15 protein-coding genes are annotated in these 15,140 nt (G+C 67.3%); 9 read left to right on the plus strand and 6 right to left on the minus strand.

From position 1 onward, the window contains the following. Window position 1 precedes the first annotated feature (1 nt). From AC1DN0_RS02450 to AC1DN0_RS02485, 8 genes are all read left to right on the plus strand, one after another. Window positions 2-754 carry a DUF3106 domain-containing protein gene (locus tag AC1DN0_RS02450; RefSeq protein ID WP_477111091.1) on the plus strand — a complete coding sequence of 251 codons (753 nt, stop codon included), beginning with the start codon at window positions 2-4 and terminating at the stop codon, window positions 752-754. Between the two features lie 276 nt (window positions 755-1,030). Then, window positions 1,031-1,597 (plus strand): RDD family protein, encoded by a 567-nt coding sequence (locus tag AC1DN0_RS02455; protein WP_477145510.1) that lies wholly within the window; start codon window positions 1,031-1,033, stop codon window positions 1,595-1,597. Next, window positions 1,594-2,571 carry an esterase/lipase family protein gene (locus tag AC1DN0_RS02460; protein WP_477102673.1) on the plus strand — a complete coding sequence of 326 codons (978 nt, stop codon included), beginning with the start codon at window positions 1,594-1,596 and terminating at the stop codon, window positions 2,569-2,571. Before AC1DN0_RS02455 ends, AC1DN0_RS02460 begins: the two co-directional genes overlap by 4 nt. Window positions 2,572-2,906: 335 nt before the next feature. Further along, a complete protein-coding gene (locus AC1DN0_RS02465) occupies window positions 2,907-3,797 on the plus strand; it encodes a UDP-2,3-diacylglucosamine diphosphatase (RefSeq protein WP_477145521.1) in 891 nt (296 codons plus the stop codon). Between the two features lie 87 nt (window positions 3,798-3,884). Next, the gene (locus AC1DN0_RS02470) at window positions 3,885-5,030 is read left to right on the plus strand and encodes a glycosyltransferase family 4 protein (protein WP_441628042.1); all 1,146 of its coding nucleotides are present in this window, start codon (window positions 3,885-3,887) and stop codon (window positions 5,028-5,030) included. Then, complete coding sequence (locus AC1DN0_RS02475) at window positions 4,930-5,430, plus strand: diacylglycerol kinase (RefSeq protein WP_441628044.1); 501 nt, start codon at window positions 4,930-4,932, stop codon at window positions 5,428-5,430. The genes AC1DN0_RS02470 and AC1DN0_RS02475 overlap by 101 nt, the downstream gene beginning before the upstream one ends. Window positions 5,431-5,544: 114 nt before the next feature. Beyond that, complete coding sequence (locus tag AC1DN0_RS02480; protein WP_441628046.1) at window positions 5,545-6,243, plus strand: TetR/AcrR family transcriptional regulator; 699 nt, start codon at window positions 5,545-5,547, stop codon at window positions 6,241-6,243. Further along, the gene (locus AC1DN0_RS02485) at window positions 6,240-6,824 is read left to right on the plus strand and encodes an LOG family protein (RefSeq protein ID WP_441628048.1); all 585 of its coding nucleotides are present in this window, start codon (window positions 6,240-6,242) and stop codon (window positions 6,822-6,824) included. The genes AC1DN0_RS02480 and AC1DN0_RS02485 overlap by 4 nt, the downstream gene beginning before the upstream one ends. Before the next feature lie 36 nt (window positions 6,825-6,860). Here the strand turns inward: AC1DN0_RS02485 and AC1DN0_RS02490 are convergent, their stop codons facing one another. Together AC1DN0_RS02490 and AC1DN0_RS02495 are read right to left on the minus strand one after the other, a co-directional pair. Further along, a complete protein-coding gene (locus AC1DN0_RS02490; protein WP_441628050.1) occupies window positions 6,861-7,892 on the minus strand; it encodes a Bug family tripartite tricarboxylate transporter substrate binding protein in 1,032 nt (343 codons plus the stop codon). A 162-nt stretch (window positions 7,893-8,054) separates the two neighbouring features. Then, window positions 8,055-8,963: a LysR family transcriptional regulator gene (locus tag AC1DN0_RS02495; protein ID WP_441628178.1), complete on the minus strand. Its 909-nt coding sequence runs from the start codon at window positions 8,961-8,963 to the stop codon at window positions 8,055-8,057. A gap of 167 nt (window positions 8,964-9,130) precedes the next feature. On the opposite strand from AC1DN0_RS02495, the gene AC1DN0_RS02500 reads away from it, so the two are divergent. Next, window positions 9,131-10,327: a M20 aminoacylase family protein gene (locus AC1DN0_RS02500; RefSeq protein ID WP_477111092.1), complete on the plus strand. Its 1,197-nt coding sequence runs from the start codon at window positions 9,131-9,133 to the stop codon at window positions 10,325-10,327. Between the two features lie 202 nt (window positions 10,328-10,529). Here the strand turns inward: AC1DN0_RS02500 and AC1DN0_RS02505 are convergent, their stop codons facing one another. From AC1DN0_RS02505 to AC1DN0_RS02520, 4 genes are all read right to left on the minus strand, one after another. Further along, window positions 10,530-11,147, minus strand: coding sequence for a DUF924 family protein (locus tag AC1DN0_RS02505; RefSeq protein ID WP_441628054.1), 618 nt, complete (start codon window positions 11,145-11,147; stop codon window positions 10,530-10,532). Window positions 11,148-11,186: 39 nt separating this feature from the next. Next, window positions 11,187-11,606: a group II truncated hemoglobin gene (locus AC1DN0_RS02510; protein ID WP_441628056.1), complete on the minus strand. Its 420-nt coding sequence runs from the start codon at window positions 11,604-11,606 to the stop codon at window positions 11,187-11,189. Between the two features lie 53 nt (window positions 11,607-11,659). Beyond that, window positions 11,660-14,290, minus strand: coding sequence for an ABC transporter permease (locus tag AC1DN0_RS02515; protein ID WP_477145511.1), 2,631 nt, complete (start codon window positions 14,288-14,290; stop codon window positions 11,660-11,662). Between the two features lie 191 nt (window positions 14,291-14,481). Next, window positions 14,482-15,099 carry a DUF4126 domain-containing protein gene (locus AC1DN0_RS02520; protein ID WP_441628060.1) on the minus strand — a complete coding sequence of 206 codons (618 nt, stop codon included), beginning with the start codon at window positions 15,097-15,099 and terminating at the stop codon, window positions 14,482-14,484. Between the last annotated feature and the right edge of the window lie 41 nt (window positions 15,100-15,140).

The following is a 15,140-nucleotide window of genomic DNA, read 5'->3' on the forward strand; positions in this document are numbered from 1 at the left end:
CATGACCAGCGCCCACCTCAACCCCGACGCACCGCGCCGGCGGCTGGCAGCCTTGCTGCTGGCCGGGATGGCTGCCGCCGTCACTTTGTACCTGGGGCCGCTTACGTGCCACGCGCAGGGTGGCCGCGCGCCCGCTGCCGCCGCCGTCGCAAACGCCCATCCGGCCTGGGAGGAACTCAACCCCGTGCAGCAGCGCGTTCTGGAGCCGCTGGCCGGGGAGTGGAACACCTTCCCCGAGTTGAACAGGCGGAAATGGCTGCAGATCGCAGAGCGCTATCCAAAGTTTTCGCCCGCCGAACAGGCACGCCTGCAGACGCGCATGACCGAATGGGTCAAGATGACACCCCAGCAACGCCGCCTGGCCCGCGAAAACTACCAGATCACGCGATCGGTGCCGGCCCAGAAGAAGGCCGAAGCCTGGGACAAGTACCAGCAGTTGCCGGAAGAGCAGAAGAAGAACCTGGCGGCGGCCGAGAAGGTGCCGCGCCGTCCGGGCGCAGTCAGCGCACTGCCTTCGGGCAAGCGGCTGCCCGCCGAGACCACGCGGCAATTGCACCTGGAAAAGAAGGCGCCGGCCAGCGCCACCTCCAACGCCAGGCGCACGCCGGCACCCAAAGCCGCCCCACCGGCGCCTGAGCCCCAATCCACCCCGACGGCGGTCGCCGCGGCCCCGGCGACGGACACCCCGCGCGAGGCCGCCACCGAAGCCGCCGCCAGCAGTGCCGCCAGCCCCGACGAGCCGGTGCGCCGCTGAGAACCTGCGGTAGCGCTGCCCGTACTGCCATACCCTGACGATCCCGGCTTTTGGCATAATGCCGCTTGTGCTGCCCCAGCCGCGCTTGTTTCCAGCCTGGCGGCCCTGCTTCGCCGCCCGGCTCGCCGTGGACGCCGCTGCCGCGAATGACTTGGGAGTCATGGGATCCCCCCGGATCCCATCATCCGGCAGCCTTATTTACCAGGCGGCGCGCTGCCCGCTCAGGCATCACCGCCGAGCCGGCGCCGGACCCCGCCGTTTTCCCGTCTGATCGCCATGCCTGCCGTCACCACGCCCAAGTCCAACGCCAAGCCGGCTGCATCCGCCGCGCCAGCCAGCCCCGTGGGGCCCGGCCAGGCGCCGACGATCCGCCGCCGCATCGCCTGCATGCTGTACGAGGGCGTGTTGCTGTTCGGCGTGCTGAGCGCCTCTACCGGGCTCTACCTGCTGGCGCGCCCTGGGCTGCAGCAACTGGGCCTGGATGGCCGCTTCACCATGCWATGCTGGAGCTTCCTGGTGCTGGGCTGCTATTTCGTCTGGTTCTGGCAGCGCAACGGCCAGACCCTGGCCATGCAGACCTGGCGCATGCGCGTGGAGACGGCCGCGGGAACGCCCCCGCGCTGGCCGCAGGCGGCGCTGCGCTACCTGCTGGCATGGCTGTGGCTGCCACCTTCGGCGGCGGCCGGCCACTTCCTCGGCCTCGTCAAGGGCCCCTTCATCGGCGTGCTGTGCGCCGGACTGCTGCTCTGGATCCTGCTGGCCTGGCTGGACCCGAGGCGGCAGTTCCTGCACGACCGCCTCGCCCGCACCCGCCTGACCGACCTGCGCCCGCCCAAGCCATGAACCTGTCGGCCGCCGCCTTGCGCCGCACCGCGGTGGCATTGCAGGCCGCCGCAGCACTGGGCTGCGCCACCGCACTCCATGACTGGTATGACTGGTCCCTTGCCCCAGCCCTGCTGGCCGGCATCGGCGTGGTGCTGGCGGTGCTGGGGCTGGCCGTMGCCGGCGCCTTTGCCATTTCCCTGCGCGGCATCGGCGAGCCCGCCGAGACCCGCCCGCCGCTCCCGCACGCCTTGCTGGACACCCGGCCGTCGCCGTTGACGCTGCCGCGGGCGCTGGCCTGCTACTTGCGCGAATACGCCGCTGTGTTCCGCATGTTCAACTGGCTGCAGCCATTCTGTTCGCACCGGCGCCTGCGCCCGGCCAATGCGCCGAGTTCGCGTCCGCCGCTGCTGCTGGTGCACGGCTACGGCTGCAACCACGCGGTCTGGCTCGATATGCAGCCCGCCCTTGCGGAGGCCGGCTATCACTGCGAGGCGATCGACCTGGACCCGGTCTTCGGCGACATCGATCACTATGCCCTCGAAGTAAGCGCCGCCATGGCACGCATCGCCGCCACCACCGGCCAGCCTCCGCTGCTGCTCTGCCACAGCATGGGCGGCCTGGCCGCGCGTGCCGCGCTGGCCGGCAGGGGGGCGCCGCCGCCGTGCCGCGGCATCGTCACGCTGGGCACCCCGCACCACGGCTGCGCGCTGGCCCGCTACGGCGGCGGTTTCAACGCGCGCCAGATGCGCTGCGGCAGCGCCTGGCTGCGCGCGCTGGCTGCGCGGGAAACGCCCCGCCAGCGCGCCGCGCTGGTGTCGATCTTCAGCTGGCACGACTCCATCGCGGGCCCGGCCGGCACGTCCTGGCTGGAAGGCGCCCATCACGTTCCCCTGGCCGCCATCGGCCATGTCAGCCTGTTGCGGCACCCGCAGGCCACGCAGGCCGTGTTGCGCGCGCTTGCGCAGTTGTCGGCGGTGGCGCCGGCGGCCTGAGCCGCCGGCGGACGTTGCCGGGTTTCGATTTCGGCACTGTTGGCCTTTGCAGCCAAGGGCTGTCGCCGTTTCTTGTACGGCGCTGGTTTTTTGAAGCCCAAGCCCGGCACGCAGCGTCCCTCATCGCGCATGGCATCCTCGCAACGGTCATATGACGTTCATGTTTCCGTCACTGCTCCGTCACGCGCTGCTGGCCCAATGCAGCCATCGTCGCTACCGGGGCCACCATGGTTCAAGCTCTTCGTTCTGCCTGCGGACGTCTGGCCAAGGCCATGTATCTGCTGGGCAGCCGCACCGCCGAGTCTCAATCCCTGCCCGCCGCGCTGGCCGCATTCATGCCACCGGGCAGTACCTTGCAGCAACGGCCTCCCGCGCGTACCGCCACCTCTCCCGCCCCCGCCGCCCCGCCGGACACCACAGTCCAAACCCCGCACCCTTCCCACCCGATCCGCCATTACCGTGCCATCTGGCTGTCGGACATCCATCTCGGCACGCCCGGCTGCCAGGCCGACTACCTGCTCGACTTCCTCAAGCACAATGAATCGGACCAGCTCTACCTGGTCGGCGRCATCATCGACGGCTGGCAATTGCGCCGCGGCTGGTACTGGCCGCAAAGCCACAACGACGTGGTGCAGAAGCTGCTGCGCAAGGCGCGCAAGGGCACCGAGGTGATCTACGTGCCAGGCAACCACGATGAGGTGGCGCGCCAGTTCGACGGCCTCGCCTTCGGCGACATCACGGTGCGCGAAGACGCCATCCACGTCACCGCCGCCGGCCGCAGGCTGTGGGTGGTGCATGGCGACCTGTTCGATGGCGTGGTGCAGCACGCGCGCTGGCTGGCCTACCTGGGCGACTCGCTCTACACGCTGATCCTGGCCATCAATCGCCACTTCAACCGCATCCGTGCCCGTCTCGGCTTCCCGTACTGGTCGCTGTCGCAATACCTGAAGCACCAGGTCAAGAACGCGGTGAATTACATCAACTCGTTCGAGCAGGCGATGGTGGACGAAGCGCGCCGGCGCGGTTGCGACGGCGTGGTGTGTGGCCATATCCACAAGGCCGAGATCCGCGAGGTGGACGGCCAGCTCTACTGCAACGACGGCGACTGGGTGGAGAGCCTGTCCGCCCTGGTGGAAACCCAGGACGGCGAGCTGCAGATCGTCTACTGGACCACCCTGCTCGATGCACCGGCCACGGCCAGCCGCCGCGCCACCGCCACGGCCTGACGCGGCTCGATGCGCTCGCCAATCAACTTGATCGCCCTGGCGCCGCCGGGGCCCGTCACCCACGCGGCCCGGCCGCAAGGAGCACGCATGAAGATCCTGATCGTCACCGATGCCTGGGAGCCGCAGGTCAATGGCGTGGTGCGCACACTCAAGTCCACCCGCCGCGAGCTGATCGCGATGGGACACACGGTGGAACTGATCACCCCGCAGGAATTCCGCACCATTCCTTGCCCGACCTATCCCGAGATCGCGCTGTCCCTTTTTGCCGGCGCCAAGGTCAGGGAGCGTATCCGGTCCTTCGCGCCGGACGCCCTGCACATTGCCACCGAGGGACCACTGGGGCTGGCGGCGCGCCGCCATGCGATCCGTGAGCGGCTGCCCTTCACCACGGCATACCACACGCGCTTCCCCGAGTACGTGCAGGCGCGCTTCGGCATCCCGCTGGCGTGGACTTATCGCTTCCTGCGCTGGTTCCACGGCCCGGCGCGCGCGGTGATGGCACCGACACCCGTGGTGTTGCAGGACCTGCGCAGATTCGGCATCACGCACGGCGTACTGTGGACCCGCGGCGTCGACCTGGATGTGTTCACCGCGCAGCAGGTCAACGTGCTCAACACGGCGCACCCGATCTTTCTCTATGTGGGCCGCGTCGCCGTGGAAAAAAACGTCGAGGCCTTTCTCGCGCTGGACCTGCCGGGCTCCAAGTGGGTGGTCGGCGACGGGCCGGCACTGGCGTCGCTACGTGCGCGCTATCCGGGTGCCAGCTACCTCGGGGTGCTGAGCCAGCAGGAACTGGCCAAGGTGTATGCTTCAGCCGACGTCTTCGTATTCCCCAGCCGCACCGATACGTTCGGGCTGGTCTTGCTCGAAGCGCTGGCCAGCGGCCTGCCGGTGGCCGCCTATCCGGTGACCGGGCCGATCGATGTGCTTGGCGACAGCGGCGCCGGGGTGATGCACGAAGACTTGCGCGAAGCTTGCCTGGAGGCGCTGCGCATCGACCGTGCCACCGCCCGCGCCCATGCCGAGCGGTTCTCGTGGCGTGCCGCCTCCGAGCAGTTCCTGACTCACCTGCAGCCACTGCCGGCCGTGCGCGCGGCGCTGAACGGCAACGCCGCACGTACCACTTCCGAACATGCCGACTCCGCATCGCCCGCCGTCCGACCCGCACCGCCCGCCAGCGCCCCAGACCTCGGCGCCAGCCCAGGACTCGCCGAACAACGACTACACGATTGAGCAGAATCCCCACAAAGGCAATCGCGGCCTGGCACGGGCCTGGCATGCCGGCATCAATTCGCTGTCCGGCCTGCGCTATGCGGTGCTGGAAGAGAGCGCATTCCGCCAGGAACTGACGCTGGTGGCCATCCTGACTCCCTGCGCCCTGCTGCTGCCAGTCGGCATTGTCGAGCGCATCCTGCTGCTGGGCACCTTGCTGCTCGTGCTCATTGTGGAGTTGCTCAACTCCAGCGTGGAAGCTGCGGTCGATCGCATCTCGCTGGAGCGCCACAGCCTGTCCAAGCGCGCCAAGGACTTCGGCAGCGCCGCGGTGATGCTGGCGCTGGTGCTGTGCGGCGGCACCTGGCTCGCCATTGCCGGACCGATCGTGGTGGACTGGCTGCGGGCGCTGGCAGCCTGAGGGTGGGCGATTCCGACGTCAGACAGGGCGTCCGTGGACGATACGGCATTGCGGCAAACGGTGATTGCTTATAATCGCCTTCAACTTACCGAATTGCCGCTCGCCCGGTCGCCCATGGAACCCAAACAGCAAACCGGCCCCCGCCGCACCCGGGACCGCATCCTAGACGTCTCCCTGCGCCTGTTCAACGAACTGGGCGAGCCCAACGTCACGACCACGACCATCGCGGAAGCCATGGAGATCAGCCCCGGCAATCTCTACTATCACTTCCGCAACAAGGACGACATCATCAACTCCATCTTCGTGCTGTTCGAGCAGGAGATGGAGCGCCGCCTCAAGATGCCCAACGACCGCAAGGCCACGCTGGACGAGAGCTGGGGCTACCTGCAGTACATGGCGGAGTTCATGTGGACTTACCGCTTCCTCTACCGCGACATCAACGACCTGCTGGCGCGCAACCGCATGCTTGAGACCAACTTCAAGCGCATCGTCGAGCAGAAAAAGCGCTTTGCGATGGAGATCTGCCGGCAGTTCCAGGAAGACGGCGAGATGGAAGCCACGCCCGAGCAGGTCGATGCCATCTGTACCAATATGGTAGTGGTAGCCACTTACTGGCTGTCATTCCAGTTCGTCCAGCATCCGCGCCAGTACAACGATCCCGAACAGATTCGCGGCTACCTGCACGGCGCGAGTTATCACATCTTCTCGATCCTCGCCCCTTACCTGCGCGGCAAGGCCCGCCAGGCGTTCGACGTGCTGGCCCAGGAATACGCCGCCGCCAAGGCGGCACAAACAGCAAAGGAGAAAAAGTGAAGTCCGTTTGTATCTATTGCGGCTCCAGCCCCGGCAACCGCCCCGAATACGCCGCCGCGGCGCGCAACATGGGCAAGCTCCTGGCCGAGCGTGGCCTGGCGCTGGTCTACGGCGGGGGCAAGGTCGGGCTGATGGGTATCGTGGCCGATGCCGTGCTGGCACACGGCGGCACCGCGATCGGCATCATTCCCGATGCGCTGATGCAAAAGGAAGTCGGCCACCGCGGCCTGACCGAGCTGCACGTGGTGCGCAACATGCACGAGCGCAAGCAGATGATGGCCGACCGCGCCGATGCCTTTATCGCCATGCCTGGCGGTGTCGGCACCTTCGAGGAACTGTTCGAGACCTTCACCTGGCTGCAGCTGGGCTATCACGCCAAGCCGGTGGGGCTGCTCAATGTGGCGGGCTTCTACGACAGCATGCTCGGCTTCATGCAACACGCCGTGGACGAAGGCTTCCTGAAGCAGGTCCACAATGACCTGCTGCATGTGGCGCCTACGCCCGAAGGCATCCTCGACAAGCTCGCCAACGCGCCGCGCTTGCTGGTGGACAAGTGGCAGGAGAAGCGCGAGGAGACCTGATGATGCTCCCGGCGGCCGGACTCCGGCCGCCGGGGACTACATCGGCTTGAGGCCAAGCGCATTCACCATGCCGCGATAGCGGCTCAGCTGCGCTGCCTGCCAAGCCTCGGCCTCCTGTTCACTGCCCGAGCGCATCACCGTGCGCCCTTCCGACTCCAGCCGGGCCCGCAGCTCCGGCTGGGCCAGCGCCTGGCCGATAGCCAGGCGCAGCTTGCGCACCACGTCGTCGGGCGTGCCTTTACGCACGTAATAGCCGCCACCGATCACGTACTCGAAATCCGACAGCAGCTTGCTGTCCCGCAGGGTCGGGATATGCCGCAACTGCGCGGGCAGCGTCTTGGAAAAACTGCTCACCACCTTGATCCGGCCCTGCTTGGCCATGGCATCCATGCTGACCTGATAGGGCAGCACCGCGAAGTCGACCTGGCCACCGGCCAGGTCCTGCAGCGCGGGCGCGGCGCCCTTGTAGGGCACGTGCAGGAATTTCGCGCCGGTGCGCTGGCCCATATATTCCGTCAGCACGTGGTAAAGCGAGCCAACGCCAACGCTGCCATACGTGAGCGGCTTGGCGCCCGGCTTGCGTGCCAATTCGACGAATTCATCCAGTGTCCTGGCCGGCAGGTCACCGCGCACCAGGAGCACGATGGTGGCCTCGGTGATGGGCTGCACCAGCCGGAAGTCCTCGGGCTTGTATTTGGCGGACGCGTTCAGCAGCGGCGTCAGGATGACTTCGTTGGCGGAGCCATGCAGCATGGCGTAGCCGTCCGGCGGGCTGTTCAGCACGCGCATGGCGCCCAGCACGCCGGTGCCGCCCGCCACATTCTCGACCAGTACCTGTTGGCCAAGCGCCCGGCTGATGGGTTCGCTGAAGATGCGCGCGGAAACGTCGCTCGCGCCGCCGGCAGGATATGGCACCACCAGGGATACCGGCTTGAGCGTGGGATAGGCAGGGCCCTCGGCGAGTGCCGGCAAGGCGATGCACGCCATGCCGAGCACGGCCGCCAGCCATCGCATCGCACCGCGCGCCCCTTGCCGGTTCCATCCGCTGCCGGGCATCAAGCTGTTCATCGTTCCCTCCATCTTTGTCTCTGGCTTTTTAGTTTTTGTGCACGGCGGCCCTAGCCAATCCGGCGCCGCCAGTCTAGCAATGGYATTCTGGCCGCAGCAATGACAAAGAGAGGGTGAAATCGTTGCACGCAACGCAACGATTCCCGAAGCACGCCGTCCGCATCAGACCTCCGGAAAGTCCTTCACCACATGGCGCAGCATATTGCTCGCCGCGGGCGAGAGATGGCGCCCGGCGCGCGTAATGATGTGGTTGCGGCTGTTGTTGAGGATGGGATTGGCCAGGGGCAACGAGACCAGTTGCTTGAACTGTGCGCCCTTGAGCGGCACCGAGCGCGGCGTCATGATAAAGCCAAGCCCGAGCGCAGCGAACTCCCACAGCACCTTGAAGGAATTGGTGACCAGCATCGGCTTGAGGCTGATGTGCTCGTCCAGCTCGGCGGCCTGGATATGCTTGCGCACGCCGAACGACTCCACCAGCGTGGCGCCGGCATGCGGGGCAAGGTCGGAAAGCTTCAGCGCCTTGCGCGACTTCGCCAGCGGATGGTCGCGGCGCACGTGCACCCGGATCGGCGAGGCGCGCGAGAAGTGCGAGCGCAGGCGCACGTCGTTGGGCGGCTGGAAAGCGAAGCCGATATGCGCTACGTCGTCCACGATGGCGCGCACGGTGTCATCGGTGCCCGCCACCTGCATGCCGTAGGTCACCTGGGGATATTTGCGCATGAAGCCCTGCAGCACCGGTTCCAGCAGCAGGTCAACAAAGCCCTCGCCAAACACCAGGTTCACATGCCCGCCGCGCGCGTTCTTCAGGTTATTCACCTCCGCCAGGAAGGTGTCCTGCAGGTCCTGCTGGCGCCGCGCAAAGAGCGCCATCATGTGCCCGGCATCGGTGGCGACCACGCCACGGCCACAGCGCTCCAGCAGCGTCAGGCCGGCATCCTTCTCCAGTTTGGCGACCGCGCGGCTCACAACCGACGGATCCAGTCCCAGCACCTCGGCCGCGCCGCGCACGCTGCCGGTCTCGATGATCTGCAGCAGGCACAGAGCGCGCCTGCGATCCAATACGTCTTCCAACATTCACTCCTCGCGGGCGGCTGGCGCCGCCTCTTTTGCACAGGCAAGTATCGTTGCATGCGGCACAACGTTCCGGGTATTCGATTGTCATGATTCCAACGGTCGGCAAGACTGAGAATCGGCGTTTTCCCTCACTTTTCCCTCACTTTTGCCGGAGACGCCGCATCATGACCCTCACGCCCCCGACCCTGGCCCCGCTTTCGGGCCCACTACCTGAGGAACTGCTGGCCCGGATGCAGGCGTGGCGGCACGATATTCACACGCACCCCGAAACCGCGTTCACCGAGCACCGCACCTCGCGGCTGGCCGCGCAAGCGCTGGCGAACATGGGCCTGGAAGTGCATCAGGGGCTGGCCGGAACCGGCGTGGTCGGCACCTTGCGGCGCGGCACCGGCCCCACTATCGGCCTGCGCGCCGATCTTGACGCCCTCGATATGCATGAGCTTGGCGATGCGCCGCATCGCTCCGCAATCCATGGCAAGATGCATGGCTGCGGCCATGACGGCCATACGGCCATGCTGCTGGGCGCTGCGCACTACCTGTCGCAGGACGAGGGCTTCAGCGGCACCGTGCATTTCATCTTCCAGCCGGCGGAAGAAAACGAGGGGGGCGGGCGGGTCATGGTGGAGGCTGGCCTGTTCGAGCAGTTTCCCTGCGACGCGGTGTTCGCACTGCACAACTCGCCCAACCTGCCACTGGGGACGTTCTCCACGCGGACCGGGACGATGACGTCCAACTCCGATACCTTCGAGATCGCCATCGTCGGCAAAGGCTCCCACGCGGCACAGCCCGAGGCGGGTATCGATCCCATCGTGGTCTCGTCGCAACTGGTGGCGGCGCTACAGGCCATCGTCAGCCGCAATGTCAGCGCGGTGGATTCGCTGATCGTCAGCGTCACGCAGATCCACGGTGGCGACACCTGGAACGTGATTCCCGAGCAGGTAGTGCTGCGCGGCACCTGCCGCTCGTTCCGGGCGTCCACGCGCGCCAGGGCCGAGGCACGCATGCGCGCGGTCTGCGAAGGCATCGCCATGGCCTCGGGGGCGAAGATCGAACTGCGTTATTTCGCGGGCTATCCTGCCTGTGTGAACACGGAGCGGGAGATGGAGATGGCGGCCAGCGCGGCGCGCCGGGTGGTGGGTGCGCCGCGCGTCGATACGAACTGCCTGCCGCGCACGGGATCGGAAGATTTCGCCTATATGCTGGAGCAATGTCCGGGCGCGTATGTGTTCCTCGGCGCCGCGCGAGAGGGGGACAACCCGCCACTGCATAACCCGTACTACGATTTCAATGACGAGATCCTGCCGCTGGGCGCTGCGTACTGGATCGAGTTGGTGCGGCTGGTCTTGAAGCCGGGGCAGTAGCATCGTCCGGGTCCGCTCAGAACGATGCATCCGACTCCCATCGGAAAGATTGCTCTTGCCCGGCATGCGACAGCCGTGCCTGCGGGGCGTTTCGACGGAGAATTTTCGCGCCAATAATCAGATTTTTCCCAAGAAAAGTTAGTCGTCAATCTTTTATAAAAAAGGGGCTTTTGGCCAGCACAATGGCGTTGTACGGTCTCTATCAGAACGATGAGCCCGGCCCCCTCAGGAAAGCGCTCTCTTCCTCCGTATCCCGCCGCCCCAGCACTGCATTGCGATGCGGAAAGCGTCCGAAGCGCCCGATCACCGCACGGTGCCTGATCGCCCACTCGACCACGTCCACCCTGCCCTCGCTCTCCTCGCGCAGCGTTGTCATCAGCTGCACGGCGATGTCCTGGTCGGCAAGCGCTTCGGAGTGCTCGAACGGCATATAGCAGAACATGCGATGGAATGGCGTTGGCAGCAGGCGATCGGCGCCGCTCACCACCATCTGGCGGGCCGTCGCCAACGCCTGCGCGTCAGAGGCGAAGCTGCGCGGATCGCGGCGAAAGACGTTGCGCGGTACTTGGTCCAGCACCACGATGCGCGCGCAGGCACCCTCGGGAGTTTGCACCCAGCCGGCATGGGCGCCGGCGTGCGTCGCTTCCCACAGCGGCAGGAAGGCTGCGCGCATGGTGGCGTCGAAGTCATCGGACTTGGTGAACCACTGCGCGCGCGAACTGTTCCACTCTGGCGAGCCGGCCGCGCCAAACCAGAAATCAAGCACGCGCCCGGCGTCGGTGGGCAAGTCAGTGACAGCGTCGAGATTCGTATTGGTCATGGCGTATTGGCGGATAGCCCGATCGATGGCGCATTGCCGTCAACGCGGTACATTGCGCATCCAGTCGGCGGTACCGAAGAAGGCCTGCATCAGGCGCAGTTGCAAGTCTTCGGGCAGGCCCACGTCCTGCATGGCCAGCGCCATGCAGCGCATCCACTGGTCGCGCTCGCTGGTGCCGATCTCGAACGGCATATGGCGCGCGCGCAAGCGCGGGTGGCCAAAGCGCTCGATAAAGTGATTGGGGCCGCCCAGCCAGCCGCACAGGAACCAGAACAGCTTGTCCCGCGAGCCATCCAGGGAGGCGGGATGCATGGAACGGAGCCCCTTGAACTCGGCTTCGAGATCCATCAGGTCGTAGAAACGATCGACGAGTTCACGCACGCGCGCCTCGCCGCCGATCAGCGCATAGGCGGTGACTTCGGTGGCGGCGGATTCTTCAGGTTTGGATTCGGTACTCATAAGACACTCGGAAATTCTTGAGGCACGGGCTGCACGAGCGGCGCGGAAACCGCTCAGGCTTCGCGCAGCGTGGCCAGCGCAGGCTGCCGCAGCACCTCGCGCAAACCCAGCCAGCCGCCCGCGAAAGYGCACAGCATGCCAGAAAACACGCCGGCGGGCACGATCCAGCCATTGAAGCGGAACGGGAAATCGAATACGAACTGCGACAACCCCCAGCCCACGGCAATCGCGCCCAGGCTGGCCAGCAGGCCCGCCAGGCCACCCACCACCAGAAACTCGGCGTACTGGGTCTGCCGCACCATCGCCGCGGACGCGCCCAGCGCCTTGAGCAGCCCGGCATCGCGCTTGCGCTCGTCGCGCGCGCCGGACAGCGCCGCGTAGAGCACGGTGACACCGGCCGCCAGCGTGAATACAAACAGGAACTCCACTGCCGCGATAACTTGGTCGAGCACGTCCTGGATCTGGCGCAGGATCAGGTCGGTGTTGACCACCGTAATGTTCGGGAATGCCGCCACCAGCTGGTTGCCCAGCGCGGCCTGCCGGGCCGGCAGGTGGAAGGCGGTGATGTAGGTCTGCGGCATGCCCTGCATGGCGGCGGGCGGCAGGATGACAAAGAAGTTCACCCGCATCGAGCCCCAGTCCAGCTTACGCAGCGACGTCACCGGCGCCTCCACCGACTGCCCGGCCACATCGAAGCGCAAGGTATCACCCAGCCGGATCCCCAGCGTCTTGGCGATGCCCTCCTCCACCGAGGCCCCGGCCTTGCCRCCGCCGAGCCAGTTGCCCGCCACCACGCGGTTGCCAGCCGGCAGCGCGTCGGTATAGGACAGGTTGAACTCGCGCTCGACCAGGTTGCGGGCACGGCCATCCGGGAAGCGCTCGGCGCGCACCGGCTGGCCGGCGATATGCGTCAGGCGTCCGCGCACCATCGGGTACAGCAGGTCGTCGATGCCGGCGTGCTGCAGCATGCCGGTCAGGGGCGCGCGCTGGTCGGGCTGGATATTGATGATGAAACGGTTGGGCGCGTCCGCCGGCGTGGCGTTGCGCCATGAGGAGATCAGGTCGTTGCGCGTCATGCCAAGCAGCAGCAGCGCCATCAGGCCCACCGCCAGCGCGACCGTCTGCAGCACCGTGACGCCGCGGCGGCGCTCCAGCACCGCCAGCGCGAAGCGCCAGCCCACGCTGCCGCGCGCCAGGCGGCCGCCGCGCATCAGCCGGGCCAGCAAGATCAGCAAGCCAAGGGCCAGCAAGGCGAACACGGCGCCCGCGGCCACGAAGCCGCCGGCGGTGGTCAGCCCCAGCTTGAGATCGCGGGCGGCCACCAGCAGCAGCGCCACGAAGGCGCCAAGGCCCAGCCCGTAGGCGATCCAGGTCGACACAGGCGGCGCGCCGATGTCGCGTCGCAGGACACGCAGCGGCGGCACCCCGGTCAGCGCCAGCAGCGGCGGCAGCGCAAAGCCAGCCAGCAGGACGATGCCCGCCAGCAAGCCCACCACGGCCGGCAGGACCGAGGGCTGCGGCAACGTCACGGTAAGCAGGTTGCCCAGCGAGAGCAGCAGCCCGTAGTGCGCCAGGTAACCCAGCGCCACGCCGGCGGCCGCGCCGCCGATGCCCAGCAGCAGGAACTCCAGCCCGAAGGCCAGCAGGATCTCGCGGCGCGACAGGCCCATGCACTTGTAAACCGCGCAGGCGTCGGTATGGCGCTGCATATAGCGGCGCGCCGACATGGCGATCGCCACCGCCGCGATCATCGACGAGAGCACCGCCACCAGCGACAGGAAGCGTTCGGCACGATCCAGCGTGGCGCGCATTTGCGGCTGGCCGGATTCGAGCGACTCGACACGGGTGTTGCGCAGCGCGCGCTTGTCGATCTCGGCGACTGCCCACTGCTGATAGGCCTGCGCGGCGGCGTCGGGGCCGGCTACCAGCAGGCGGTATGTGACCCGGCTGCCCCAGCCGACCAGCCCGGTGGACTCCAGGTCCGACAGCGGCAGCATCACACGCGGCGCGAAGTTCATGAAGCCGGCACCGCGGTCCAGTTCCTGCGTGATGATGCGTTCGATGCGAAAACCGCGACTGCCCAACTGGATGGTGTCGCCCAAGGCCACGCCGAGCGAATCGAGCAAGGCCTCGTCCACCCAGACCGTGCCTGCCGCAGGAATGCCGGTGGCTGGCGCATCCGGCCCGCCACGCTCACCCGCCACCTTGACCTGCCCGCGCAGCGGGTAACCGGTGCCAACGGCCTTGAGCGCGGCCAGTTGCGAAGCGGCCTCCGCTGGCACCGCGCCGGCCGTGCCCTGCGCGGCTGCCTTGGCCGGCGCGCGCGCGCTCGCCATGCTGGGAAAGGTGACGGTCTGCGTCGTGACCAGGCCCGCCTGGGCGGCGTGGCCGGCGAAGACGGCATCGAACGGCTGGTCGGACACGATCAGCACATCGGAGGCGATCATCTGGCGCGCATCGCGCTCCAGCCCGAGCCGCATGCGGTCGGCCAGGAAGCCCACGCTGCTGAGCGCCGCGACGGCCAGCACCAGCGCGAACAGCAACAGGTTCAGTTCGCCGGCGCGCCAGTCGCGCCGCGCCATGCGCAGCGCCTGGCGCCAGGGCGAGAAGCGCGCCGGGCTGGCGCCGGACGGCATGGCGGCGGCGATGGCGGGAACAGTCCGGGAAGCGGGTTCTGAAGACATGGATCAGTTATCTCTTGTCCGTGCACGAGCATCATGGCGGCCTGCCGGGCAGGCCGCGCGGGTATCGATGATATCGGGAGATATCGGCAAAACAGCAAGCGGCAAAACAGCAGGTCCGGGCGCCTCGCCATGCTGACGGCGGATGGCTGGCGGACACTCGCCAACCGGATCAGGGCCAGATTATGGCGGCACTAGTGCCTGGGCTGGCGCCCGGCCGGCGCAGTGGCCGGCGCACGCTTGGCCAGGGCATCGCGCAAGCGGCGCACGCCGCGCCACAGCTTGGGCAGCAGCCACACCGCCACCAGCAACAACAGCGCCAGCACCACCAGGAAGACCACCGGCAGGAAAAACGCCAGCAGCAATCCGCTGCTGGCGGCTACATCTTCGCTAAGTGAGGCAGCCCAGTTCGAAAACGGTTCCGGGGATACATTGATCAGCGCGCGCGTGCCGGCCTTGGCAGCGTGGGCGGTACCGGCCAGGGTGCCGCCCACCAGCCCGGCGGCGACCATCCACTGCGGATCAAGCTGTCCGAACGCCGCGGCGGCCAGGATCGCACCGGCGGGAATGCGGATAAAGGTCTGGATGGTGTCCCAAAAGGAATCGAAGCCGGGTACCTTGTCGGCCACGAATTCGGCCAGGGCCAGCACCGCGGCCAGCGCGATCACCCACCACGACTCAAGCGCCTGCAGGCCGGGTGGCAGGTGCAGCCAGCCGGCGCGGCCCAGCGCGCCGGCCGTGAAGACGGCCAGGTAGAGGCGAAATCCGCTGGTCCAGGACAAGCCCGCAGCCAACGCGGCCGTTTCTAGCATGGCACTCCTTGCAGGGTCAGGGCGGCCGGCATGTAGCCCCG

This window comes from Cupriavidus sp. 05N39, from assembly GCF_056397325.1.

Excerpts from the sequence above, each read along its gene's own strand:
- AC1DN0_RS02450 (WP_477111091.1), top strand. The coding sequence starts at position 2 with ATGACCAGCGCCCACCTCAACCCCGACGCACCGCGCCGGCGGCTGGCA.
- AC1DN0_RS02470 (WP_441628042.1), top strand. The coding sequence starts at position 3,885 with ATGAAGATCCTGATCGTCACCGATGCCTGGGAGCCGCAGGTCAATGGC.
- AC1DN0_RS02475 (WP_441628044.1), top strand. The coding sequence starts at position 4,930 with ATGCCGACTCCGCATCGCCCGCCGTCCGACCCGCACCGCCCGCCAGCG.
- AC1DN0_RS02480 (WP_441628046.1), top strand. The coding sequence starts at position 5,545 with ATGGAACCCAAACAGCAAACCGGCCCCCGCCGCACCCGGGACCGCATC.
- AC1DN0_RS02490 (WP_441628050.1), bottom strand. The coding sequence starts at position 7,892 with ATGAACAGCTTGATGCCCGGCAGCGGATGGAACCGGCAAGGGGCGCGC.
- AC1DN0_RS02500 (WP_477111092.1), top strand. The coding sequence starts at position 9,131 with ATGACCCTCACGCCCCCGACCCTGGCCCCGCTTTCGGGCCCACTACCT.
- AC1DN0_RS02505 (WP_441628054.1), bottom strand. The coding sequence starts at position 11,147 with ATGACCAATACGAATCTCGACGCTGTCACTGACTTGCCCACCGACGCC.
- AC1DN0_RS02510 (WP_441628056.1), bottom strand. The coding sequence starts at position 11,606 with ATGAGTACCGAATCCAAACCTGAAGAATCCGCCGCCACCGAAGTCACC.
- AC1DN0_RS02520 (WP_441628060.1), bottom strand. The coding sequence starts at position 15,099 with ATGCTAGAAACGGCCGCGTTGGCTGCGGGCTTGTCCTGGACCAGCGGA.